The following is a 24785-nucleotide window of genomic DNA, read 5'->3' on the forward strand; positions in this document are numbered from 1 at the left end:
AAGTACGTGTTCAAAAGGAGGATGAAAAGGACCGAGAAGTTCGAGGCGGCGTAGCTTTGAGTACCGGAACGTATGGATTTAATACGTGAGGAACAGAAAAGCAAGCCAACGAAGAAATTCGATGTGTCATTTTCACCGGACTTTTGAACAACCTCTAAAAAGACATGGAAGAATTTTCTTCCATGTCTTTTTTAATCATCGATAACAAGATTCCTTTCAAACCTCGAAATATCTTCATCGGCCCCAATCACGATTAAAACATCATTTTCCTGTAATGCATCTTCCGCACTCGGCGAAACATTAATTGATCTGCCTTGTTTAATAGCTACAATATTGCAGCCATATTTCGCCCGAACATCTAGATCAATCAAGGATTTACCAATCATTTTTTCTCCAGCCTTCACCTCTACAATACTATGTTCATCTGATAATTCAAGGTAATCCAATATGTTATGTGAAATAATACTGTGCGCAATTTTCCGCCCCATATCACGCTCAGGATGCACAATATGATGCACACCTATTTTATCTAAGATCTTTTCGTGATAATCATTTTTAGCTTTCACGGTTATTTTCTTTATTCCAAGGTCAACAAGAATAACAGCGGTCAAAATACTCGCTTGAATGTTCTCTCCAATCGCTACTATAACGTGATCAAAGTTTTGAATCCCAATATCCTTTAACGTATCTTCGTCTGTTGTATCTGCAATAACCGAATGATAAGCAATCTTTTTATATTCATTAACTCGGTTTTCATCGTTATCAATTGCCAGAACTTGCTTCCCCTCTTTAGAGAGTTCCCGACAAATACTACCACCAAATCTACCAAGCCCTATAACAGCATAGTCCTTTACCATTTCTAACCCTCCAAAAATAATTCTCTGTATCTAATATACGCCTGCAAAAGTTTAGGAGCAACTTTCATGTTGAAAGTTGCTCCTAAATCTGTTTTATATAGCATCAAGCATGGTAAATTGTGACTTCACAAGTTCAAAATACTTTCCCTGTTTATCCATTAATTCCTGGTGGCTCCCCTGCTCTAATATTCGACCTTGCTCCAATACAAAAATATTGTCTGCCTCTCGAATCGTTGATAAGCGATGAGCAATAATTATCGAAGTTCTTCCTTTTAGCAGCTTTCGTAATGCTTGTTGAATTTTCACTTCGGATTCAGTGTCAATACTAGCTGTTGCTTCATCAAGAATAATAATAGTTGGGTCAGCCAGTAATGCCCTCGCAAAGGAAAGTAGCTGCCTTTCACCTGCAGAAAGAATATTCCCGCGCTCTTCTACCTCTGTTTGGTAGCCATAAGCGAGCCGCTGTATAAAATCATCAGCACCGACAACTTTTGCAGCTTCTATGACCTCCTCATCCGATGCCGCTGGACGCCCAAAGCGAATATTTTCCATAATCGTTCCAGAAAAAATAAAAGTATCCTGTAATACAACACTAATCTTCTGCCTTAAACTATCTAGCTTTACTTCTCTTAAATCATGTCCATCAACTTTAACAGCACCTGTTGTCGGATCATAAAATCGACTAATCAAATTTGCTATTGTTGATTTTCCGCTTCCTGTATGGCCGACCAGCGCAACTGTTTGCCCCGCCTTCATCTCTAGTGAAATTTCATGCAAGGCTATTCGTTCTTCATTATAAGAAAAACCAACACGGTCAAATTCAATTTGACCTTTCATCTTTTTTAAGGCGTAGGCATCTTGTTTCTCTTCTACGTTGGGCTGTTCATCTAAGAATTCAAAAATACGCTCGGATGATGCCATCGCCATTAATAACTGGTTATACATTTGACCAAGCCTTGAAATAGGCTCCCAGAACATTCCAAGGAAAAATGCGAAAGAAACGAATGTACCAATCTCGATAACCTCACTCAAAATTAAATATGATCCAAACGCGATTAATATAATCGTTCCGATAGCATCACAGATCTCTACTAGCGGTCGAAACATTGCACTTTTTTTCGCCGCATCTTTAAAACTGTTGAAATAGCCTTTATTTACCCCATCAAAAAATTCTGCATTTTCTTTTTCCTGAGAGAATGATTGTGTAATTCGCATTCCCTGTAGCCCTTCATTTAAATGCGAATTCATACGTGATTGATGCTGACGTACTTCTTGCCACGAACGACGAATCTTTCTTCGCAGCCTCGTTGAGATAAAAAACATTAATGGAATAACAATAATTACTGCAAATGCGAGTGGAGGACTTAGTACAAATAGTATTACAATGATTCCAACCAACATAAAAGCATCCATTAATAAATTGATAATTCCATTCGTAAACAACTCTTGCAAGGAATTAATATCATTCAATATTCGAACCAGAATAGATCCAGCTGATCGGCTATCAAAAAATCGATGTGATAATCGCTGTACATGCGAAAATAATGTGTGTCTTAGATCGTAAATCACATTTTGACCAAGAATATTCACCCATTTAATCCGCAGCGTATTCGCTACATAACTAATCAAGTACATGATAGCTATACCAACAACAAGCTGGATTAGTAAAGACACATTATTTTCTTCAAGTGCGATGTCAATAGCTACTTTCCCAATCAGAATAGGTATCGCAAGCCTAATTATCGTTGAAATAAGCATTGCGATGATTGCTGCGGGAAGGTAGGTTTTCGCATATGGTTTTAAAAATTGCAGTAACCTTCCCATCTGCTGCCAGTTAAATGGTTTTTCAATTGTCTGATCGACGGTATAATAAAACCGTTTTAAGTGCCGGCTTTCTCTCTTTGTTTGAGTGTTTCCCATAAAACGTCACCCCCTGTTAATGAACAGCATTCATGATCTCTTCCCTGTCCTGATATTGGATATTATAAATACGTTCATATGGACCATGATTCTTCACAAGAAATTCATGTGTACCACGCTCCACAACTTTACCATCTTCCAACACTATAATTTCATCTGCATATTTTAAAGAAGAAATGCGGTGAGCAATAATAAACGTTGTTCGCCCTTTCATTACCTCTCTCAATGCTTGCTGAATTTTAAATTCTGTTTCCATATCTACTGCGGATGTGGCATCATCTAAAACTAGAATACTTGGATTGATACAAATCGCTCTGGCAATTGCTATCCGTTGTTTTTGCCCACCAGATAACCCCATGCCTCGTTCACCAAGCATTGTTTCATAGCCATCTGGCATTTCCATTATAAAATCATGTGCCTGCGCACGTTTAGCAGCATCTATGATTTGCTCCCCTGTTACATCTGGATTTCCATATGCAATATTTTCGCGAATCGAGGTAGAGAATAAAAACGGTTCTTGTAATACGAAACCAATATGTTTCCTGAGGTTTTTCAATTTATAGTCTGCTACAGGTCTTCCATCAACTAATACCTCACCATGCTGCGGCTCATAAAAACGAGTAATAAGCTGTGTTATACTTGTTTTACCGGACCCAGTTGCACCAATTAGTCCAATTACCTTTCCAGGCGGTGCATCGAAGCTGATATGAGAAAGGGCAGCATCATCACCTTCAATGTAATTTAATGTAACGTCATGAAACGTAACATGACCTTTGAGTGGCTCAACAACCGCATTTTCTTTTTCAACAATATCTTCATTTGCATCCAGGATCTCAATAAGCCTTTCACCGGAAGCTTTCGCCTGTGAAAACTGATTCACGATAAAACCTAGATTCATTAATGGTCCGAGAATATACCATACTAAACTAAAAAACGCAACGAGCTCACCCAACATTAAACTTCCTTGCATCACCAGATATCCACCGTACGCCAATAATGCTACGACACAAACATTACCGATGAATTCCATAAAGGGAAAATACTTTGCCCAAAGCGAAGAGGTTTTCAAATAGTTTTGCCGATAGTTATCATTATTCGTTGAAAACCTTCCAATCTCAAAGTCCTCTCTTGATAAGGATTTAACTGTATTCATTCCACTAATGTTTTCCTGCACACGGGTGTTAAGCCTGCCAAAGGATTTTCTGATTTCTCGAAATGCCGGATGTACCCGTTTATCAAACTTAAATACAACGATAGCAAGAAAAGGAATAGCAGCCATCGTGACGAGCGCGAGTGGAACAGAGTAATAGAACATAATGCCCAAACTAATCAGAATAAGCAACACAACACGAATAAGCTCTGCAAATCCCACAGAAAGAAAGAAGCGAAATCCTTCCACATCAGCCGTTAATCTCGACATAATGTCACCTGTTTTAGCATTGTCATAATATTTAAATGCTAATCGTTGAAGCTTATCATATAAAGCTTCTCTTAGTTTATAAACCGATGTCATTCCGAAAAGGTCTCCTAAGTACTGAAAGAAAAATATAGAAACCCCTTTTACTATCATTAAGCCAAGAAAAGAAATGCCAATCACTGGTATTAATTCATATCTTGATTGTCTAACAACTTCATCGATCGTAATTTGCAAAATTATTGGATAAACAACAGTGATAGCTGTTACAAAAATTAAAAAGAATAAAGACCAGAAAAAGTATTTCTTGTATGGCCAATAAAAGCGTTTCAGTTTTTTAAATGTCTCCATAATATTTCCACTCCCCTCTAAGTTGTTTTACCGTATTTACTAATATAACGGTTTCCGAAATAAATTGCTACATTTTTTGTTAAATATTTTTAAAATTTTTATTATGCTTTCTATTCCAAGAAAACGTACCGTTCGAAAAGCTTTTAAGTGAATGTCTTAGTTGACTTATTACAATAGAAGTATTTCACTTTTTTCACCAAAAGAAAAAGCACACCAGAGCAATTGTCAAGGTGTACTTTTCTCTGAATCAGCTATTCTCCTTTAACACTCTTTCCAACCTTCTGTGCAGTAGTGCAATTCCTCCCGATCCAGATTGTGCGTGCCGAAGCATTCCAGCTTTATCAAACACATAATAAGCAGGAACATAACGAAAATTAAACGAATCTGATAGACGTTCATCCATATCCACAAGCACTGGATCTGTAATATTCTTCTCCACTACTGCTGATCTTATTTTTGAAAGGTCATTATCGGACTCTGAAAGTGGTGTATGGACACTTATTACGTTTAACTTCCCTTTTAACTCATCACGGATTTGATTTATGGAAGGGATCGATTTTTTACAAGATCCGCAGCTTATCGACCAAAAATATATCAGTGTTGGTATCTCACCAATTATGTCCTCCCTCCTTACACCACTACTATTAATCCACATACTCTCCCCTAATTCAGGCATATGATCTCTTAATCTCAATCGAGAAACCTCCTTAAATTTAGAAAAATCGGCATACGGTAAAGGACTTTCTTATGCAAGTGTTCTTTGCTTCCTTAGAAACTTTTATAATTCAGCGTACAAACCTCCTATACGGATGCCTTAATTGTACTGTGCAAATAGGAAAGTTTCAGACTTTCCGAAAAAGCACAAATATGTTTGAAAATCTTTTTTATAGCTCTTTAATTTATATATGATAAGTATAAATCGACTGTGCCATTCACATAAAAAAGCGACAATCAACTATCACCTTCCAGATGATAGTTGATTGTCGCACTTAATTACTCACATCATTAGTCGTTTATTTATTAGCTCAACTTTTCATTGACCGCTTGACAAACATCTTCAGAAGTCTGACCTTGCGCGTTAATGACTGGTCCAGCTATACTTGTCGTTTGCATACCCATGACATCTTTGTCCTGACCAGAAATTACACAGCAATCACAATGTGCCGCATCTCTTTCTGTACGTAGGTCAATAATTTCATGTCCCATTTCCATTAATGCCGTTTTAATATCGGTTAAGTTCTCTTCTACAGCAATTCTTGCCATACGTAATCCCTCCTAAAGCATCCATTTACAATTGTAGTATCTACAAAGTTGTAAACAATATACCAATTAATTCGAGAGAGTTTGAACCGTATGTACGACTGCCTTCACTCCAACTTCTAATGCAGCTTCGTCAGGGCTAAGTTTTGCATGATGCAGTCCATATGGAGAGTTAACCCCAAGCCAGAACATAAAACCTGGAATCACTTTTAACATATCTCCAAAATCCTCGCCAGTCATCGCTTCAGCAGCCTCGTGATACGTTATACCAATTCGTTTCATCGTTTCATAAAATTCATCGACATACTTCTTTTCATTATAGACTTGATAATAGTTTGCTCCATAATCAATTGTTATTTCACAATCATAACTAATTTCAAATCCTCGTTTCAGTTTTTCAAGCTTTTCCTTAATAATAAGAAGTGATTTTGGATTTAATGTTCGAATTGTTCCTTCAAGTCTCGCTGTTTCCGCCACCGCATTCTGAACAAAGCCACTTTCCATTTTCCCAACCGTAATAACCGCAGGATCCAGTGGATCTAATCCTCGTGAAATAATTTGCTGTATTTGGATTACAAAATTGCTAGCAGCTACTGTCATGTCTTTTGCCAGATGTGGATATGCAGCATGTCCACCAAGGCCTTTAAAATCTATAAACAATTCACTTGTATTAGCAAAAAGAAGTCCGGATTTTGTTGACACTGTTCCAACTGGAAGGTCTGGAGCAATATGTAATGCAAAGATAACATCTGGCTTCCATTGCTGGAACTCAACAGATTGAAGCATTGGCAACGCTCCTCCTGGCCCCTCCTCTGCCGGCTGAAAAATAAACACTACATCGTCGTCGATTTTTTGATCGATAATGCGCTTCATTGCACCAAGTGCAATTGTCATATGAAAATCGTGACCACAAGCATGCATTTTTCCCGTGTGCGTTGATTGGAATGCTAACTCTGTGGACTCCACAATTGGCAGACCATCCATATCACAACGGAAACCAATCATTTTCTTTGGTGCATTACCAGCTATTTTAACAAGTATTCCAGTTTTCCAAGTCTTAACGAAAACTCGTTCATTGTGCATTGCTTCGATTTTTTTCAATATATATTGCTGTGTTTTAAATTCTTGAAAACCTAATTCTGGAATTTGATGCAGATCTCTTCTGATCTCTTGCAATTCCTGTAAATTCATTACCATCGCCTACTTAATTATCTAGTTTACGAAGCTCCTGTTTAATTTCTGTTTTTGATTTCGTTTGCTCATCAATTTCTTTTAATACTTTAGCGGGAGTACCACCGACTAGTATATATGGAGCAACATCCTTTGTTACAATTGCTCCAGCAGCTACGATAGCACCCTTTCCAATTGAAACTCCTTCTAATACGACAACATTTGCTCCTATTACAACATCATCTTCCACAATAACTGGTTTAGCTGAAGGGGGTTCAATAACTCCAGCAAGTACTGTCCCAGCACCGATATGACAGTTTTTGCCTACAGTAGCTCGTCCACCAAGTACAGCGTTCATATCAATCATTGTGCCCTCACCAATAACAGCTCCTATATTAATGGAAGCTCCCATCATAATAACCACACCGTCACCAATATCAACTTGGTCACGTATAATTGCACCCGGTTCAATACGCGCATTAATTCCTTTAAGATCTAATAATGGAATCGCTGAATTTCTGCGATCATTTTCAATGACATAATCTGCAATTGAGGATTTATTCTGTTCCAAGAACATCTGAATGCTGCTCCATTCCCCGAATAAAACTCCAGTTTGATTCTCTAAAAATGCTTGAATTGAATCATCCATATCGAGGTCACTTAAATTTCCTTTGATGTAAACCTTAACTGGTGTACTTTTCTTACTATTTGAGATAAAACTGATTATTTCATTTGCATCCATCATGTTCATGTTTTTTCTCCTCCTGATAAAAAGCTATTTTATACTTTAACAGAGTGGTTTTCTCATCGCAATAATTTTAGACAAAAAAACCTCAAAAGTTAGATATAGAAACTAACTTTTGAGGTGCTGGGAAAAAAGTTTATTTTTTATACGAGCTCGTATAGATATCTTTTTTCAGCTGTTTTAAAATAGCTCTTCTCGTTAAAATACCATCGAAATAACCGTCTTGGTCCACTAAGCAGACAAAGGCGTGATCAATAACTGCATTTAATCCGTCTAAGAGTGTATGTTCCCTTGTAAGAGTTGGTATATCACTACTCATCACTTCTTTAACACGCATTTCGCTAAGCTTTTCAATTTCAAATCGTTCCATGCCTAATATTTGATTTAAGATAACTGTTTTTCCAATGATTCCAACAAATTTATACGATGCATCAAGCACTGGAACAGCAGAATAACCAGATTTCACCAATACTAACAATGCATGCTCTAACGGATTATTTAATTGTACATGGGCAACTTTCTCTGATGGAATTAGTAATTCATCCACCGAGATATTAGCAAATTCCTTATCTTGAATAATACTCATAAAACATACGCCCCTTTATAAATCTATACTATTTATTTGTAACTTCATTTCGAATGCCTGTAATTTCGGACTTGCCACCACATCTATATTAACATAACTAAAATTTGGATACATCTTATAACAAGTTTAGTTGCAAAAATTGTGCACTTATTTCACAACATGAACATATGTTCATATACAATGAGGTTAGTCAAGTACATACAACATTGGAGGTATAATATTTCGGAATACCATCACATGAGCGGAAGCATAATGATTGTTGCATTTATCGGGTTGAGCGAGCGTTAACATTTTTGTCGCTTGGCTACTGATGCGTGGTGAATCAAAGGAAACTTAAATATTCGCAGTGCTTTGCTTCACGTACTTGGTGATTTACTCGGATCCGTTGGAGCACTTACTGCTGGGTTACTGATTATACTATTTGGATGGAATATTGCAGAACCGATTGCAAGTGTTCTCGCAGCTATTTAATTGTAGTTTTATGGGTGACGTGACAGTCTTTGCATATTTTATCGGAAGGTAAACCAGCTAGTATTGATGTTGAATCATTAAAAATAATTTAATGGAATTAGACGGGGTTGGAGATGTTCATGATATCCACGTTTGGTCCATTGCATCTGAATTTCCATCCATGAGCTGCCATCTTATTGTCAATAAGACCGTTGATCGTGATCAAATATTACAAACCGCTAATGAGAAAATTAAAACACAATTTAATATTAATCACAGTACGATCCAGATTGAAGGGAAAGGTTCTCATTTCCACAATAGCTGTGATTCCTATGTTTGACTGTGTAATAAATAACGGAATAACGGATGTTTACTACTATATATATGCCTAACAATAAAGGGGTAGCTAATGAAAATACACAAATTCAGTAAAAATGAAGAAATTGTAAATGCAATTACCCATGGAATTGGTGTATTTATGAGTTTTAGCCAGCCGGCAAGTCTTCTTCAGATTGTCATGAGTTGAAGGAAGTCTCGCTGCCGCTTTAGCGCTTCGTGGTCGTAGCCGTTTCGGTACAATTAACAATTCAATTAAATTTTATGCTCATGATATATCCGGAAAGCATCCGCCAAGTTTTGAGGAAAAATAAGCTAATAGTTAAACGCATTAACCCAAAAACAGTTGATGCGTCTTTCATTTTTAGAAAATTCCATACAAATTAATTATAAGTAAATGGCTGAATAATGTCAATTAGTCGAATTGAAACGATATTAGTACTAAAGATTCTTTTATATTTATACTACCATACATTCGTGCTATAATTTTACCATCTGTTTAATGATTCAAGAAAGGTATGACAAAGATGAATCGACGTACTTTTATTAAAAGATCCATTGGAAGCTTGCTTACTTTCATTGGTCTTAGCGGTGGCACCTACTATTATTCTAAAGAAATTGAAACACACTTATTAAAAGTTACCGAAGAAACCATTTCTTCCCCTAAAATAGATCCCATTTTTAATAATTTCAAAGTAATTCAGTTTTCGGATACACATATTGGATTTCATTACTCATTAAATCAGCTTAAAGAACTTGCGAGGAAAATAAATGCACTAAACCCCGATTTGATTGTTTTTACTGGTGACCTAGTTGACGAACCTAATAATTATCATTGGGGACAAGAGCTAAACAACATTCTTTTATCGATGCAAGCAACCTACGGCAAGTATTGGATATATGGAAATCATGATCATGGCGGCTACGGGACGGATATTGTTTATGAAGTGATGGAACAATCAGGTTTCAATTTACTCCAAAACTCTCATGCTATTATTACAAAGGATAACTCCCATTTCACGCTTGCAGGTGTCGATGATGTCATGCTCGGAAATCCCGATTTAACTGAAGCTTTAAATGAAGCAAATCCCAACCTTTTCACTCTACTGCTTGCACATGAACCTGATTACGCGGATACTGCAGCCGAATTCCCTATTGATGTCCAACTCTCTGGCCATAGTCACGGTGGTCAGGTGCGATTTCCGTTTATTGGAGATTTATATACACCCTTGCTTGCAGAAAAATATGTTCAAGGTAAATATTACTTAAACGACGATAAATTTAAACTATTCGTAAACAGTGGAATTGGAACAACAAGATTACCATATCGCTTCCTTTGCAAGCCGGAATTGCATGTTTACACACTTCAAAATCAGCACATATAATCTAAGAACTTCATTCAAGAAAGTTCCTAATATCCCTGCTGAATATATAGTGGTATGACCGCCTGGTTTTTGAGCAGAAGTAGAATTTTATGGAATGCCCCCCATCTTTACGTACTTCTTTTCGTCATCCATGGATGTGTGAGTGACATTCCATAATGCCTGAAATTGTCATAAAGAATTCATCGGAATGTGCAGCGAATTTAACAGGCAATGTTATACTTACTTTAAATATTGCAAGGGTTATCTTAAAAAAGGTCTTTCAATTATAGATTAGATTTGGAAAGGAGATTCTAATGAAGCATTTATTTATACTTTTAGGACTTAGTATCCTTTTATCAGCTTGCGGAGGATATGCAATCGATTCAAACATCTCCGAAATGGTTACAGACTTTGAGTTTACAACCCAAGACAATGAAACATTAAGCCTTGAGAATCTAAAAGGTGAATGGTGGATTGCTGATTTCATTTTTACAAATTGCACAACAGTATGCCTGCCAATGACCGCAAACATGGCTGCATTACAAACAAAACTTGAAGATGAAGGAATTGATGCGAAGCTTGTGTCGTTTAGCGTTGATCCTGATTTTGATTCACCTGATGTGCTGAAGGCATATGGTAAGAGCTATGATGCGGATTTCACTAATTGGTACTTTCTTACTGGATATGATTTCAATACAATCAAAGAACTTTCTGTCAATTCTTTTCGAAACCTTGTAGAAGCTCCCCCTGAAGGATCTGATCAAGTATATCACGGAACCCGATTTTTCCTTGTAAGTCCTGAAGGCGAAGTAATCAAATACTATAGCGGTACAGAATCAAATGAAATAGATTTAATTGTTAATGATTTAAAGAAAGTTCAATAGTTTACGTTTCAAAATCTGAAGAGCGGAAGTAGACCTGCCACTCTTCTTTTTTTAATTTTCCCACAGGAAATTGTTGGCTATGCAGCTAAGTGAATAATGCATCTCACCCAAATATAAAAAATAATATTTATTTGCCACCGGACAAGCTTTGGGGTACGATAGGTTTAGGATTGAACGATGGAAAGGAGAAAAATAATGAAGCAGGACATACCACTGCAAGACTTGGCTCAAGCGCTTTTCGCTATTAATCGCCATGCAAAAACAGCACCTGAACCAAAGCATTTATATCAAATTAAAAAAGCAACAATCAATAAATTATTGGACGAAAATAGAGCTGAAAAAATAGGTCTACATTTTTCAGATCATCCAAAGCGCAGTAATCAACATTCAACATTACTTGTGAAAGTAGATGATTATTTTTTCCATGTACCTCCATCAAAGGAAGACTTCAAACAGCTAAAACATCTTGGTTCCCTTGACCAAAACTATCGGAACCCCCAATCAAAGATGTCATTATCTCAAGCGAAACGGATTGTCTACCGATTTATTGATTGGAAACCGGAAAAGAAAGAGCAGCATAGGCAAAAACGTTACACTTCATCCTACTATACTCCTTCCGCACTAGGAAAAATGGAATGGCCTCCAACTAGTTCACGTCGTAATTCGTAACTCCAACTCCTGTATGTTTATTCCTTATTGACTTAAGGGTATCACACAATCAAAGGAGGAGTTTACCATGCAAGAGCTTCAAAATTTTGTTTATGAATTGCAACGCTACGCGGATCAAACACACACCTTGAAGGACGCGTTTGAGAAGCTCTCCGAAACAGAGAAAGAGTTAGTAATGAATGTAGCCCCACCAAGGTTAAAAGCACCTAACGAATATTTCCAGCCCGTATATGAGTGGCTGGAAGCAATCCATCGATTACGAGAATAAAATGGTTAAAGCACATTGCAGTCTAAACTGCATGTGCTTTTTTTATGGAAATTATATAGGGTGTTTCTCTACGTACCGTTTACTAAACAGCCACGTTCAAATTGATATATCATCAATCAGACCGCTTGCACTTTTGTTCACCTTTTTCTATTTAGTTGGATTTAAACTTATCTATGTTAATTTATAATAAAATGCTTAATCAATATCGCGATTGATAAGAGGAATCCAAATAAGGATATGCTTTGAAGTGCAATTTTTGCCACTTCCATCTCATTCCCGACTATTAAGTCTATTCCAGAAACGATAGCTATGATAAATAAGCTACTGATAGTGTAGATAAGAAGTCTATCAAATTTCATTTGAACTACCCATATAATAAGTGATTTCACACAAAAATATAGAATCAGTATACTTACAAGGCCACAAAATAAATAAACATAATTCGCATCAAAACCAACATTACCAATATGGATAAATGACATTAGTTCAATGTGCTTCAATCCGCTCCCATCCCTCCGAAACTGTTTATTTAACCATTCTTTCCAATGTTTTTATTTCATATACTTTATTCGTTTCATTCTTTTGCTATACTCTAAGATAAATACGATGAGAACAAGGAGGGAATATGGATTGAATAAACCTATATTATTTATTATTTTGGGTGCTGCACTCTGGGGAACAATTGGCTGGTTTGTGAAACATCTTTACGCTTTTGGTTTCACTCCAATGGAAGTTGTTACTTTACGAGTATGGTCTTCAGCTATTATATTAATTATATACATGCTTAGCCTTTCACCGAGCAATCTGAAGTTAAAGCATTATAGCGACGTTAAATATTTCATCGGGACTGGAGTATGCAGTATAATATTTTTTAATTACTGTATGTTTACTGCCATTGAATTGTCTACTATACCGATAGCTACAGCACTGTTATATACTGGACCAACTTTTGTAACAATTATTTCCTTTTTCTTATTTAAAGAGCCTTTCACACGCATCAAATTTATTGCCCTTTTTATGACTTTATTGGGAACGTGTTTAGTGGTTGGCTTATCACCAGGAAATTTGAATAACCTTGACTTCGCAAGTATATTATTTGGTCTTGGTTCTGGTTTGGGATATGCACTATACAGTATTTTCAGCAAATATTCCTTACAAAAGTATTCCAGTTTACAAGTAACGTCATTTACATTTATTGTTGCTGCAGTGACACTTCTACCCTTTTTTCCATATCAGGAAAAGTTCTCATTGCTGCTCGATGCAACAGCTTTATTCTATGCAATAGGGCTCGGCATTTTGCCAACTGCATTGGCATACATACTCTATACGTATGGCTTACAGTATACAGAAGCCTCAAAAGCTTCTATCTTATCAACTATCGAACCAGTTGTAGCAACACTAATTGGTATATTTATTTTTCTAGAGACCTTTACATTTGTACAAATGCTAGGTATGGGCTGTATTATTGGAGCTGTGCTGATCGTCCAGCTCTACGGGAGAAACAAACGAGTCTATAAACAAAAGAGCAAATCTATCCTTTAACGGTTAGTGAAATAATTTTATTCAAAATATCATATAGTACCTTTTCAAAAAAGAGGATAAAAGGAACCAAAAATTCAAGAAGTTTTGAGTACCGGGCTTCTACATGATATAGACGTTTTTACAAAAGTTCATTGCATCCTTTAACATGTGATGAATGGAAAAACAAAACAACGAGTTTACACAGATTGTGGTGACTTTGACATTTTATACATGTCGGTCTTAGTTGAATGTCTTCTGCTCTCGCCGTGTCATTTTTCTCGGACTTTTTTGAACATCCTCATATATACACAAAAGCAGGAATGTTTTCACATCCTGCTCTATGTAACTCCTTAACGATTCATTTCAAGATCCTTATTTCGGAGAGCTTTTACATTTGCTTCTTGCCTTTTCTCTAAACGCATCTCTATTTGTGTAATTCTCTCTTCGTCATTTAATAGATCTTGCTTATTTTGCTTAACTAGTTGTTCAAAATTTAATGCTCTAGGTCTCATCTGTTACACTCCTTATAATGTTCTAACTATATTATACCTCAAATTAATCGTTATAAATCGAAATTATTTGAACATTTTATTAAAAAATTGTCACACTTCTTCAAAATTTTGTCATATTATATTATTTTACAAGAAAAGGCGGTAATTTCCATGCAATCTTTAATCAATAGTAATGTTAAAAATATCCAAATATCAGGTATCCGACGATTTTTTCAAATGGTTGCCGACGAAAAGGATGTAGTCCAACTCACAATTGGTCAACCCGACTTCCACACACCAGATTATGTAAAAACAGCAGCATCAGATGCAATATTCCAAAATAAAACGACGTATACACATAATGCTGGTATTATCGAATTAAGAAAGGCTATCGCTTCATTCAATGAAACAAATTATGGAATCAGTTATAATCCAGCTTCAGAGATTATTGTAACTACCGGTGCTTCACAAGCAATTGATATTACATTTCGCACGATTCTTTCTCCGGGAGATGAAGTCATTTTACCTGGACCAATCTATCCCGGTTACGAACCATTAATTACACTGGCAGGAGCCAAAGCTGTATTTGTCGATACAACTGGTTCTAATTTTAAACTAACCAAACAAGCATTAGCCGAAAAGATTACACCAAAAACTAAATGCGTTGTCCTGCCATATCCCTCAAACCCTACAGGGGCATCTTTTACAAAAGCAGAATTACGAGACTTAACCGATGCATTAAAGGATAAAGACATCTTTATTCTTGCAGATGAGATATACAGTGAATTACTTTTTGATAGAGAGCATATTTCGATTGCAAGTTTTCCATCAGTAAAAAATAAAACAATCGTTATTAATGGTTTATCCAAATCACATTCCATGACAGGTTTTCGTATCGGCTACGTTTTAGCTCCTGCCTGGATAAGTGAACATATCTTAAAAGTTCATCAATATAATGTTTCATGTGCCTCATCTATTAGTCAGTACGCAGCATTAGAAGCTCTAACACGTAATTCCAACAGTGTTCAGTTCATGCGGGAAGCATATAAAAAAAGAAGAGACTATGTATATGAACGTTTAAATCGAATGGGTTTAACCGTAGGCAATCCCGATGGAGCCTTTTACTTTTTCCCTAAATTCCCAATTAAAGAAATGAGTTCGTTTGAACTCGGAATCGCTCTCGTCCAAAAAGGGAAAGTGGCTTTAGTTCCCGGCGATAGTTTCTCTTCATTGGGAGAAGGATACATGCGATTATCATATGCTTATAATCTGGATACCTTAACAGAAGGACTGAACCGAATTGAATCCTTTTTACAACACGAGCAGTTACTGTAAATAGCAAAAGCTATATAAAATATCCACCCACATAGATATTAGCTTTTCGTTGATGTTGTTTCTTGTTTTACTTTTTCATAAAGGTTTAATAACCGATCAAGTTCTTGACTGATGTAGACAGATTCATTATCCGTAAATCCCTTTTTTAAAGCTACATCAGTCATTTTTTTACGCAAAAATTCAATACGACTAAGAATATTTTCAGTAGATTCCATTTAAAATAACATTCTCCATTCTTAACTAAATCTAATTTTCAATCATTTTCAGCAATAAGATAACAACCCAAAAAATTTTCCTCTCCCGAAAACAAAACAAACGTTCTTATTATAATTTAGTATACTATTTATAATCAAAATTACCAAATAATTAGAACAAAACTCCGATTATTTCTTTGTACAGTAAAACCCTTACATAAGTTAAAGTTCGATTACTTCCTATGTCTGTGGTACTATTAATATTGAAACTTGTACAGGAGGGGTGACTTCTATGTCGGAAGTCAAAAAGAAAAACGAATGGCTCGAATGGACGAAAGCTATCATTATAGCCATTTTAATCGCTCTTTTCCTTAGAACCTTTATCTTTGCGACCTCTATTGTAGAGGGGGAAAGTATGGATCCAACCTTAGAAGATGGAGAAAGAGTAATTTTTAATAAGATAATTTATATTTTAGGTGAACCAGACCGCGGAGATGTTGTCATCATTCAAAGGCCGACTAAAAATTATGTAAAAAGAATTATTGGGTTGCCTGGTGAGACCATTGAAATAAACGGAAGCGATCTTATTATCGACGGTAAGAAATATGTCCAAACCTTTTTAACGGATGATGCACTTTATAAAACCGGAAATATCGGACCACTTACCATCCCACAGAACAGCTATTTTGTTATGGGTGATAATCGGGCAATTAGTAAGGATAGTCGAAATGGGCTCGGATTTATTCAAGCTGAGGAAATAATTGGGAGATCCGAATTAATTATATATCCATTCAGTGAATGGGCATTAACGAAATAAAAAATCATACGTATCCTTTTTTAAAGGGGCGGCTCTTCGCTGCCCCTTTTCCTATTACTTTTCATTATCCAGCAAACAGTATCCTATGTTAAGCGCGAGAATTCCAAAACAAACTACACCAAATAAAATTTCCATCGATGTGGCACCCCTTTCATTTTACCTAACTGCTAACTTTACAATAATATATCTTAAACTTCCTCTATCATACCAATATCCTCACCCTAAATAAAGCAAAATATGATAAAATCATATAAGGAAATCTCAAGCAATTTAATTAGCTTTATATTAAAACAAAACATTCAATGGTACTATTTTATAAAACAAAAACCTTGTCAGGCAATGTTTTTAACGGTTACCAAGCTTGTCATTTCTTAGACAACACGAAGCACGGTATATGTGCAGTTAAAGCTGGAGGTGGCTTATCATGTTCCACTGCCCTTATTGCGGCACCAACGTAAAGGAAAAGGAACAATATTGTATTAAATGTGGTAGACCGTTACCAAATGATATAGAAAGCCGAATTTTTAATAAAAAGAAATTCAATAAATTCTGGCTTGTTCCAATAATCGTTGCTTTTCTTATTACCTCCTTTTCAGGGGTATATCACTTAATTTTAAAAAATCAAACTGCTGATGCTAAAGAGCTATATGCACAAGGGGAACAGCAATTCACAGAAGGGAACTATGAAGAAGCACAAAAGCTTTTCTCAAAATCGATCGATGTTCACCATAATTTTGAACAAGCAGAAACATCACTTAAGTTCTCTGATATTGCCATACAGATTGAGGAATCGTTAAATGATGCAAAACACTTACAAGAGGAAAAACGTTTCCAAGAAGCCAACACCATCATACATGATGCATCTGCGCTTTTAAATAATTATAATGGCTTAGCAGTTGACCAAATGATTAACCAAATAGAAACTGTCCGCAGCCATTTAAAAATCGCAGAGCTCACACATTACTTAGAGCAAGATCCTACTATCGATGACTTAAAGATTATGCTTTGGGATACAGAAGCTATTAATCACGAGGGGGCGGACGAGCTTACACAGACAATACGTAACCAGATCATTGATTATTCCTTCACAAAAGCAAGTGAACAACTGAACCAAAAACAGTTTAATGATGCACTATTGTTAGTAGAAGACGGATTAAAATATGCACCAGAATCAGAAAAGCTTGATAGTCTTCAAATAACGATTGGAAAAGAGAAAACTGCATTTGAAACAGCTGTTCAGCAACGTATTGAGCAAGCAATGAATAGTGCTGCACAGGAAAATGAGTTAAATGAAAATGATGCGATTGAGCTCGTTTCTGCAAGTATAAAAAAGGATAAGCAAGACAACATCTTTGTTCAAGGCAAGGTAAAGAGCGTTGCCACTGTGCCGGTACACTCGGTGGTTATTGAATACACAATCAAAGAAAAAGATGGCTCGGAAATTCTGACGAACGAGGTTGTTACATTTCCAGATGTCCTCTATCCCGATGAAACTGGTAAATTTGAATTCACACATTATGATTTAGATAAAAAACCGAGCAATCTTGAAATAAAGATAAGTAAAATTACATGGTATACAGAATAATTCGAAGCAAAAAACGAGTTCAAAAAAAAGGATTAAATACAAGCTCTATAATAGTACCATCAACGAGGTGAACATCTATGCGAAGCAGGCGACACCTGCCTATTATTACATCGGTCATCATATTAATCATCGGCACGATTGTAATCTTTAATTTTCATAGTAACTGGAAAGCACAAGAAATTCCAATAAATAATCCAATGGTAACCAAAATTACACAGGATCTGGCGGCAATCGATTTAAAATCGATTATTCATGAAGCCGAAAAAACGGTCATACAAATTGAAGGTCAGAATGAGCAAAGTACCTTTACTGGTTCCGGTTTTCTATATAATGAAAAAGGTGACATTATTACCAATGCACATGTTATTAAAGATGCGGATGCAATTTACGTTCGTACCGCCAACGCCCAAATATATCCTGCTGCTGTCGTAGGAATCGGTGAAGATATTGATGTTGCTGTTATTCGAGTACCACAGTTAGCCAGTCGGACTCCCCTTTCTATTGCAACAGAACACATAGCTGAAATTGGCGATGAAGTAATTGCGCTTGGGAGCCCGCATGGCTTTCAAAATACAGTAACACTTGGTATTATTTCTGGTAGTGATCGTCATTTTAATGTGGACGGATATAATTACTCAAATGTTTACCAAATTTCAGCACAAATTTCTCAGGGGAATAGCGGTGGTCCATTAATCAAACGAGAAACTGGTGAAATTATTGGTATTAATTCTGTAGGAACACAAGACGGTACAATTGGTTTTAGCATTCCAATTGTCGAGGTGCTGGACCAGATCACACAATGGTCAAATGAAGCACAGAACGAACAGCTTGAATTCTCAAGTATTACAGACCTTATTCGTTCTTCTGATTCCGAGCAAGTACTTGATGGAGCAGTGTACTTAACCGAATACTTTTTAGAGAATATATCTATCCGCGACTATGTTGGAGCATATACTCTGCTTGGAAGTTCACTCCAATTGGATTCCTCCTATCAGGAATTCAGAAACAGGTATATTAACATCGTATCACTTGATTTTTCTGAAGTGGATAGCACCATTATTGAGAACAATCGAATCAAGACAGTGGTCGATATAACTATAGAACGGAATGTGCCGAATAAGCAGAAAACCAAAAAAGAAACGAAACCATATGAGTTTATTATAGGATATGAAAATGATCAATTAAAAATTCTCAGTTACAAGGAACAAGCTGAATAGAATAGTTATATGTAAAGGACTTTGTAGATTTTGGCCTTAAACATGGCGAACTATAATTCTAAAAATTAGTGCAAACGTCTATACACAATTTCCCTAATTGCATAAAGTAATACTGTACAATCGGGAGGTGAAAAAGCATGGGCTTTGGATATGGCGGATACGACTGTGGAGGAGGCTACAACTACGGCTGCGGTGGTGGCTACGGAAGCAACTTCGCACTAATCGTTGTGCTTTTTATACTATTGATTATTGTAGGAGCTGCGTTTTACTGCTAATCATTAAAAAAATGGCTTGTGCTAACCAACATATAGCACAAGCCACTTTTATTTTTATTTAAATGGAAGAAGTTGAATGCTGAATACCTTAACCTCATTGACAACATTTTTTTGTCATTATTTATCCAATAATAACTCTTTCTTTCGGATAACTGTATTTCTCTTTCTTTTTCTTTTTTGTAAACATGAGTAGAAAGGTTATAATTCCAACTCTCCCAATAAACATAAGCAACATAAGAATTATTTTACTAAACGTACTCAATTCTCCTGTAATTCCTAGTGACAATCCAACTGTTCCAAAGGCAGATGTTACCTCAAAAAGAATTTGATCTAATGAAAATGGTTCAACAATTGACATGAGTAAAATCGAGCTAAACACAAAAATAAATGCAACTAATGTAACTGTTACGGCTTTAGACATATCTCCCTCATAAATTTCCCGATTGAATATTCGTACACTCCTTCCACCACGAATATAAGTAATGATGAAAATTAACGCTAAAGCAAATGTTGTTGTTCGAATTCCTCCACCCGCACTGCTCGGTGAGGCCCCGATAAACATCAAGAACGAAAGAAATAAATGGTTTGATTCTGAAAGTAAGCTTACATCCATAGTTGATAGACCGCCACTCCTAGTTGTTACTGATTGGAATAAAGCGTAGAATAACGATTCATGCCATGATTTCCCCACAAAGAAATGATTTATATCCAGTAAAAAAATACCTAATGCCCCTACTCCAATTAAGGTGAAAAATGTGAACGTTGTTAGCTTTGTAAACAAACTGAACCGAAAGAAATTTCGCCTGCCCTTTTTAAAAAATACGTATTCCTTTACTTCTATCCAGACCGGGAAACCAATCGCTCCAAGGATAATTAACAACATATAAATAAATTGCACGAAATAGTCATGGTCGTACGGAATCAATGATTGACCAGTAATATCAAAACCCGCATTGGAAATAGCACTAATTGTGCCGAAAAAGCCATGCAAATATGCTTCACTTGCTGTTGGAAAATATCGTAGAAAATACGTCCCCAAAATAAGAAAACCAATAAATTCAATGACAAGTAATACATAAATTATTTGTTTGATTAAACGTACCATACCCTGAAAACTTGACTGGTTCTGATCCGTCATAATTAAACTTCTCTCTTTAAGGCCGATTCGTTTTCCTAGAACGAGCCAAATCAATGTGCCGATAGACATAATACCGACTGCACCTAATTGCATAATCATTGCAAGCACAATAACTCCGAGTGTACTTAACGAATCGACAATCGATATTGTACTTAATCCAGTAACACTAATTGCACTTACCGATGTAAATAACAAATCAACAAAGGCTATTTCTACTCCATCTTGATGTGTAAACGGTAATGCCAGTGTAAATGTGGATAGCAATACGGCAATAAAGTAGAACAATAATAACATTTGTACCGGTGATAAGCGATTTAATATCCGATACTTCGAATGATGCATTTTCATAATTTTTCTCCTAGCTGCTAAAAAATAGAATCAAAGAACACTAAGCCAGTTCTTTAAATTTTACAAGTAATTCCCTTCCCTGATAACCTTGCTCAATAAGGTCTGTTAGCAAGTCTTCAATTATGTGTTTTCTTCGGTCGATAATGGTACCGATAAACAACACATTGATCTTGTCTCCAATCTCATTTATTCCAAGAATAGTCGTGATAAACGTAGCAGGTTCATTGCTTTCTTTTGTAATCGTTGCTTGAACCATTATTTCCCCCTGCTCCCCATGAAGCTTATTGAAGTAATTAAGATATGATGTATCCGTGTAAGCTTCAATCAACCACTGTCCTTTATCATCTTCTCTGTTGATAATAAGACCATCAAGCAGCTTAATATTCGTTTGTTCGATCTCTTCATCATCATGGTCAACAACTTCTAAACGCTTCAACTTAAATGTCTTCACCTTACTCCCCTTCTTCCTGCTTCTAATTCATTAAATAGAGTGTATCAAAAAAAAACAAAAATTAGTATGTATCCATGAAATTTTTCTAAAGTATAGTCAAACCTTACTACAAACAACATAGCTAACCATTAAACCTTGACTTAACGAATGGATTACGAATAGAACAGTATATGGATTGTAAGTTTATATTTGAAAGAAACTGCGGAGTAATGTGCAATTATGGGTTGTGCGTATACCCGCTCCGGAAACACACTCCGCTTTTCGCGGGTGACCCGTGAGCATTCTTGAACTATCGTTCTACGAAGTCTCACTCTGGTCACGTATCCCGCAGAAGTCTACGTGTGTTTCCTCCGCTAGTACCGGCTCGCTGACTACTAGTATAGTATATCGAAACAGAAACGTTGCTCTAACCAGTCGGGTGAGCGTAGGGCGGTGACTCCAGTGGGAACAGCACGTGTCTGAAGACTCATCGGAAGCGATTTTCTTCCGAAGAGGCTGAAGCCGTGCCCACGGAAAGCATCCGCCCGAAGCGATCCCGGATGGCGATTATTGCACGAACTTGAAGAAAACAGCCAGTAAGTTAGTTCGCAGTTTATATAAATTATTAAGGAGTGTGATTGGTTCGTGTGTCTTTTTAATTATTCAGGCTAATAAAATCGTTGTGATTATTGTATAATTAAATATATTCATCTAGTGGAATATTCTAATCTCCCCGACCGAAGACTCCATCACCACTTTGATGAATATAATAAACAAATGGAGCGATTTGTATGATGAAATGGATTCCTTTGGTCATATTATTACTGTTAACAGGTTGTTCCGGTTCTGCTCCAGCTATTATCGAAAAGATAGATACCGTACCGGACGAAACAGAAAAAGAACCTGTTCTTATTGAACAGCAAGAAGAGGAAGAAAGCGAGGAATTTATTGAGTTTTCTCTGGAGGATGAACAAATTCTAATCAGCCTAAAGATGGTGCCTATCTTAAACGAATACCTAAAAGGAGTAAGTAACAGGAAACAAGTCATTAACAAAATGCATTTAGAAAGAATATCTGCTGAATCCCATGACATTTATTTACTTGAGTTTTCCTGTGTTCATGATTTATGCTCTTATCTACTCTTTCATCCAACGAATGAAAAATTAGCTTATCTTGTTGCAGATATTGCAAAATTCAGTGGTTCCATTCTCTCACCAAATGAATCAAAAGTTGTTCTCCATTTCAGTCGATTCCATGCAAGTATTAGCAACTTAGATACGATAGTAGTTGTTGATCTAGATAACTGGAAGCTGCTTTCTTTGAATAATGAAAAAAGTAATGATACTATTTTAAATTATAGGTGGCCATTTCTTTCTATTGATTGGTTAGATAATGATAGCATTACAATAGCTACTCCAGATATCATTGAACCAACTCCCGAACTCCTCACAGAGTGGCATGAAATCGAGGATGGCCCTACAATTCATACAATTTTTAGTTTCACTTCAGATTAACTAAATAAGGAGGCTTTTACATATGAATCAAACAATCGAAACAATACTGAACCATCGTTCCATTCGAAAGTTCAAAGCTGAAGCTATAACGGACGAACAAGTCAACACAATTATCAAAGCTGCACAGCAAGCTTCGACGTCCAGTAATGTAATGGCATATACCATTATTGGTATTTCCGATAACGCATTAAAAGAAGAGCTATATAAGGTTTCCGGTCATTCACATGTAAAAAACAATGCTCATCTATTGATATTTTGTGGGGATCTGCACCGTATCAACCAACTTGCGAATGCAGATGAATCGGTTTCCATTGAAGATAATTTAGAGAGTACAGAACAATTCATTGTAGCAACGATTGATGCTTCACTTGCAGCACAAAATGCAACAATAGCTGCTGAATCGATGGGACTAGGTATCTGCTATATCGGCAGTCTTCGAAATGATATTAATCGTGTAAATGAACTTCTAGAATTGCCGAATCATGTTATCCCACTATTTGGGCTTGTCGTCGGCTACCCGGACCATCAACCAGATATTAAACCAAGATTACCTTTAGAAGCTGTTTATCATCAAAATAAATACTTGCCATTTTATGAGCAGCAAAAGCATATTGAAGCATATGATCACGAGATGAAGCAGTATTATCAAACACGTTCCTCAAATACAAAAATAGATACGTGGTCTGATCAAATGGTACGCAAATTTAGTCAGCCAACAAGAATGGATGTATCCCCTTTTGTAAAACAAAAAGGATTGAATTTAAAATAAAAGCTAAATATAAAAACGATGTATTCAAGTAGAATGCATCGTTTTTTAATCGAACTCCAATTTTTCGATATGTTGAAAATTTATTGGTTCTCCATCCACCCAAAACTTAGCACTAATTTCCAGATTTAAATCTGAAATTTCTGGATAATCAAGCAAAATTGTTGGCTGGTGATAAATACTCCCCCGCCGAAGTGTCTTCGCTAACTTATCTCCAGTAAAATTATGTATCGTTTCATCAAAACGAGCGGATACTAATGGCGTTTGATGTTCGAGTAAAATATCCTCTTTTCCAACATATTGAAGGGAGCATTGTATCTGAATTCCATCGTCTACGTCTTCCACCCTCATATGAATAAGCAGGTTATCTTCAACTTTAATCGTGGAGGTTGATGTTACAACCGACCCTTTCCCTTCTCCATCAATCAACATAACCATCGCAACAAAGCTTATTAACAAGATAGTAAAAAAAGCAATACCCCTTTTTATGACTTCCCCTCCTCCACCAAAATATCTCCCACTATATATGACGAATCAACCTACTAAAATGTTTCAAAAATAGTATTATTTACTTATTTTAACTGTAAATGGAAATAAATACAAAGTATATTAACTCCATTTTAATTCACTATAAATAGTGTAAGTATACTCGAGGAGGGATCCAGGTGACAGTAGCAAGCCAAGTAAAACAAACAATAGCTGGCTTACGAAGTGCTCAAGCGAGTTTTGAACAATTTGCGCTTCAAACAGAAAATAAACAAGCAAAACAGGTCTATCAAAATGCTGCACAACAAACAATGAACATACTGCAAACCGTTGAACCAAGAATGGCTCAAATCGAGCAAGAAGAACCACAATATAAACAGTAATATAAAGTCGT

General features: G+C 36.2%; 29 protein-coding genes. 15 read left to right on the top strand and 14 right to left on the bottom strand.

Annotation, left to right across the window (positions count from 1 at the left end; all coding sequences use genetic code 11):
- Nucleotides 1-191 precede the first annotated feature (191 nt).
- The 8 genes from D1B32_RS07055 to cbpB all read right to left on the bottom strand — a co-directional run bounded on the left by D1B32_RS07055 (nt 192) and on the right by cbpB (nt 8303).
- Nucleotides 192-857 carry a potassium channel family protein gene (locus D1B32_RS07055; protein WP_095308432.1) on the bottom strand — a complete coding sequence of 222 codons (666 nt, stop codon included), beginning with the start codon at nt 855-857 and terminating at the stop codon, nt 192-194.
- A gap of 93 nt (nt 858-950) precedes the next feature.
- Nucleotides 951-2777 (bottom strand): ABC transporter ATP-binding protein, encoded by a 1827-nt coding sequence (locus D1B32_RS07060; RefSeq protein ID WP_118888983.1) that lies wholly within the window; start codon nt 2775-2777, stop codon nt 951-953.
- Between the two features lie 16 nt (nt 2778-2793).
- Nucleotides 2794-4542, bottom strand: a complete 1749-nt coding sequence (locus tag D1B32_RS07065; RefSeq protein WP_118888984.1) for an ABC transporter ATP-binding protein — start codon at nt 4540-4542, stop codon at nt 2794-2796.
- Nucleotides 4543-4789: 247 nt separating this feature from the next.
- A complete protein-coding gene (locus D1B32_RS07070) occupies nt 4790-5236 on the bottom strand; it encodes a TlpA family protein disulfide reductase (RefSeq protein ID WP_118888985.1) in 447 nt (148 codons plus the stop codon).
- A 326-nt stretch (nt 5237-5562) separates the two neighbouring features.
- Nucleotides 5563-5805, bottom strand: coding sequence for a YkuS family protein (locus D1B32_RS07075; protein WP_118888986.1), 243 nt, complete (start codon nt 5803-5805; stop codon nt 5563-5565).
- Between the two features lie 66 nt (nt 5806-5871).
- Nucleotides 5872-6993: an N-acetyldiaminopimelate deacetylase gene (locus D1B32_RS07080; protein ID WP_118889014.1), complete on the bottom strand. Its 1122-nt coding sequence runs from the start codon at nt 6991-6993 to the stop codon at nt 5872-5874.
- 13 nt (nt 6994-7006) lie between these two features.
- The gene (gene dapD / locus D1B32_RS07085) at nt 7007-7723 is read right to left on the bottom strand and encodes a 2,3,4,5-tetrahydropyridine-2,6-dicarboxylate N-acetyltransferase (protein ID WP_118888987.1); all 717 of its coding nucleotides are present in this window, start codon (nt 7721-7723) and stop codon (nt 7007-7009) included.
- A 130-nt stretch (nt 7724-7853) separates the two neighbouring features.
- Nucleotides 7854-8303, bottom strand: a complete 450-nt coding sequence (gene cbpB / locus D1B32_RS07090; RefSeq protein ID WP_095308425.1) for a cyclic-di-AMP-binding protein CbpB — start codon at nt 8301-8303, stop codon at nt 7854-7856.
- A gap of 351 nt (nt 8304-8654) precedes the next feature.
- Between cbpB and D1B32_RS24230 the strand changes: the two genes are divergently transcribed.
- The 6 genes from D1B32_RS24230 (at nt 8655) to D1B32_RS07115 (ending at nt 12274) form a co-directional block, all read left to right on the top strand.
- Nucleotides 8655-8774 (top strand): cation efflux transmembrane domain-containing protein, encoded by a 120-nt coding sequence (locus D1B32_RS24230; RefSeq protein ID WP_240033750.1) that lies wholly within the window; start codon nt 8655-8657, stop codon nt 8772-8774.
- A 91-nt stretch (nt 8775-8865) separates the two neighbouring features.
- Nucleotides 8866-9093: a cation transporter dimerization domain-containing protein gene (locus D1B32_RS24670; protein ID WP_251659084.1), complete on the top strand. Its 228-nt coding sequence runs from the start codon at nt 8866-8868 to the stop codon at nt 9091-9093.
- Nucleotides 9094-9616: 523 nt separating this feature from the next.
- On the top strand, nt 9617-10474 hold the full coding sequence (locus D1B32_RS07100) for a metallophosphoesterase (RefSeq protein WP_095308423.1): 858 nt from the start codon (nt 9617-9619) through the stop codon (nt 10472-10474).
- 293 nt (nt 10475-10767) lie between these two features.
- Nucleotides 10768-11337, top strand: coding sequence for an SCO family protein (locus D1B32_RS07105; protein ID WP_095308422.1), 570 nt, complete (start codon nt 10768-10770; stop codon nt 11335-11337).
- Between the two features lie 195 nt (nt 11338-11532).
- Nucleotides 11533-12006, top strand: coding sequence for a YkyB family protein (locus tag D1B32_RS07110; protein WP_118888988.1), 474 nt, complete (start codon nt 11533-11535; stop codon nt 12004-12006).
- A gap of 67 nt (nt 12007-12073) precedes the next feature.
- Nucleotides 12074-12274, top strand: coding sequence for a hypothetical protein (locus tag D1B32_RS07115; protein WP_095308419.1), 201 nt, complete (start codon nt 12074-12076; stop codon nt 12272-12274).
- A 176-nt stretch (nt 12275-12450) separates the two neighbouring features.
- Here D1B32_RS07115 and D1B32_RS07120 read toward each other — a convergent pair whose 3' ends face one another.
- Entirely contained in the window at nt 12451-12774 is a 324-nt protein-coding gene (locus D1B32_RS07120) for a hypothetical protein (RefSeq protein ID WP_118888989.1), read from the bottom strand.
- A 130-nt stretch (nt 12775-12904) separates the two neighbouring features.
- On the opposite strand from D1B32_RS07120, the gene D1B32_RS07125 reads away from it, so the two are divergent.
- Nucleotides 12905-13816 carry a DMT family transporter gene (locus tag D1B32_RS07125; RefSeq protein ID WP_118888990.1) on the top strand — a complete coding sequence of 304 codons (912 nt, stop codon included), beginning with the start codon at nt 12905-12907 and terminating at the stop codon, nt 13814-13816.
- A gap of 329 nt (nt 13817-14145) precedes the next feature.
- Here the strand turns inward: D1B32_RS07125 and D1B32_RS07130 are convergent, their stop codons facing one another.
- Nucleotides 14146-14307, bottom strand: a complete 162-nt coding sequence (locus D1B32_RS07130; protein WP_095308415.1) for an FbpB family small basic protein — start codon at nt 14305-14307, stop codon at nt 14146-14148.
- Nucleotides 14308-14457: 150 nt separating this feature from the next.
- On the opposite strand from D1B32_RS07130, the gene D1B32_RS07135 reads away from it, so the two are divergent.
- The gene (locus D1B32_RS07135) at nt 14458-15621 is read left to right on the top strand and encodes an aminotransferase A (RefSeq protein ID WP_118888991.1); all 1164 of its coding nucleotides are present in this window, start codon (nt 14458-14460) and stop codon (nt 15619-15621) included.
- Nucleotides 15622-15659: 38 nt separating this feature from the next.
- Here D1B32_RS07135 and D1B32_RS07140 read toward each other — a convergent pair whose 3' ends face one another.
- Nucleotides 15660-15836 carry an aspartyl-phosphate phosphatase Spo0E family protein gene (locus D1B32_RS07140; RefSeq protein ID WP_095308413.1) on the bottom strand — a complete coding sequence of 59 codons (177 nt, stop codon included), beginning with the start codon at nt 15834-15836 and terminating at the stop codon, nt 15660-15662.
- Nucleotides 15837-16107: 271 nt separating this feature from the next.
- Between D1B32_RS07140 and lepB the strand changes: the two genes are divergently transcribed.
- From lepB to D1B32_RS07160, 4 genes are all read left to right on the top strand, one after another.
- The gene (gene lepB, locus D1B32_RS07145) at nt 16108-16632 is read left to right on the top strand and encodes a signal peptidase I (protein ID WP_095308412.1); all 525 of its coding nucleotides are present in this window, start codon (nt 16108-16110) and stop codon (nt 16630-16632) included.
- Between the two features lie 424 nt (nt 16633-17056).
- A complete protein-coding gene (locus D1B32_RS07150; protein WP_118888992.1) occupies nt 17057-18217 on the top strand; it encodes a zinc-ribbon domain-containing protein in 1161 nt (386 codons plus the stop codon).
- A 77-nt stretch (nt 18218-18294) separates the two neighbouring features.
- Nucleotides 18295-19434 carry a S1C family serine protease gene (locus tag D1B32_RS07155; RefSeq protein ID WP_095308409.1) on the top strand — a complete coding sequence of 380 codons (1140 nt, stop codon included), beginning with the start codon at nt 18295-18297 and terminating at the stop codon, nt 19432-19434.
- Between the two features lie 137 nt (nt 19435-19571).
- Entirely contained in the window at nt 19572-19709 is a 138-nt protein-coding gene (locus D1B32_RS07160) for a YjcZ family sporulation protein (protein WP_095308408.1), read from the top strand.
- A 121-nt stretch (nt 19710-19830) separates the two neighbouring features.
- Here D1B32_RS07160 and D1B32_RS07165 read toward each other — a convergent pair whose 3' ends face one another.
- Nucleotides 19831-21195: a TrkH family potassium uptake protein gene (locus D1B32_RS07165; protein WP_158586217.1), complete on the bottom strand. Its 1365-nt coding sequence runs from the start codon at nt 21193-21195 to the stop codon at nt 19831-19833.
- Between the two features lie 40 nt (nt 21196-21235).
- A complete protein-coding gene (locus tag D1B32_RS07170) occupies nt 21236-21646 on the bottom strand; it encodes a YwpF-like family protein (protein ID WP_095308407.1) in 411 nt (136 codons plus the stop codon).
- A gap of 770 nt (nt 21647-22416) precedes the next feature.
- Between D1B32_RS07170 and D1B32_RS07175 the strand changes: the two genes are divergently transcribed.
- Both D1B32_RS07175 and nfsA read left to right on the top strand, forming a co-directional pair.
- Entirely contained in the window at nt 22417-23139 is a 723-nt protein-coding gene (locus D1B32_RS07175) for a hypothetical protein (RefSeq protein WP_095308402.1), read from the top strand.
- A gap of 22 nt (nt 23140-23161) precedes the next feature.
- On the top strand, nt 23162-23908 hold the full coding sequence (nfsA, locus tag D1B32_RS07180) for an oxygen-insensitive NADPH nitroreductase (protein WP_095308401.1): 747 nt from the start codon (nt 23162-23164) through the stop codon (nt 23906-23908).
- 45 nt (nt 23909-23953) lie between these two features.
- Here the strand turns inward: nfsA and D1B32_RS07185 are convergent, their stop codons facing one another.
- Entirely contained in the window at nt 23954-24337 is a 384-nt protein-coding gene (locus tag D1B32_RS07185; RefSeq protein ID WP_187393134.1) for a hypothetical protein, read from the bottom strand.
- A 233-nt stretch (nt 24338-24570) separates the two neighbouring features.
- Here D1B32_RS07185 and D1B32_RS07190 point away from each other — a divergent pair, with 233 nt between their 5' ends.
- Complete coding sequence (locus D1B32_RS07190; protein ID WP_095308398.1) at nt 24571-24774, top strand: DUF1657 domain-containing protein; 204 nt, start codon at nt 24571-24573, stop codon at nt 24772-24774.
- Nucleotides 24775-24785 lie beyond the last annotated feature (11 nt).

The organism is Oceanobacillus profundus, from assembly GCF_003515705.1.
Lineage (GTDB): Bacteria > Bacillota > Bacilli > Bacillales > Amphibacillaceae > Oceanobacillus > Oceanobacillus profundus.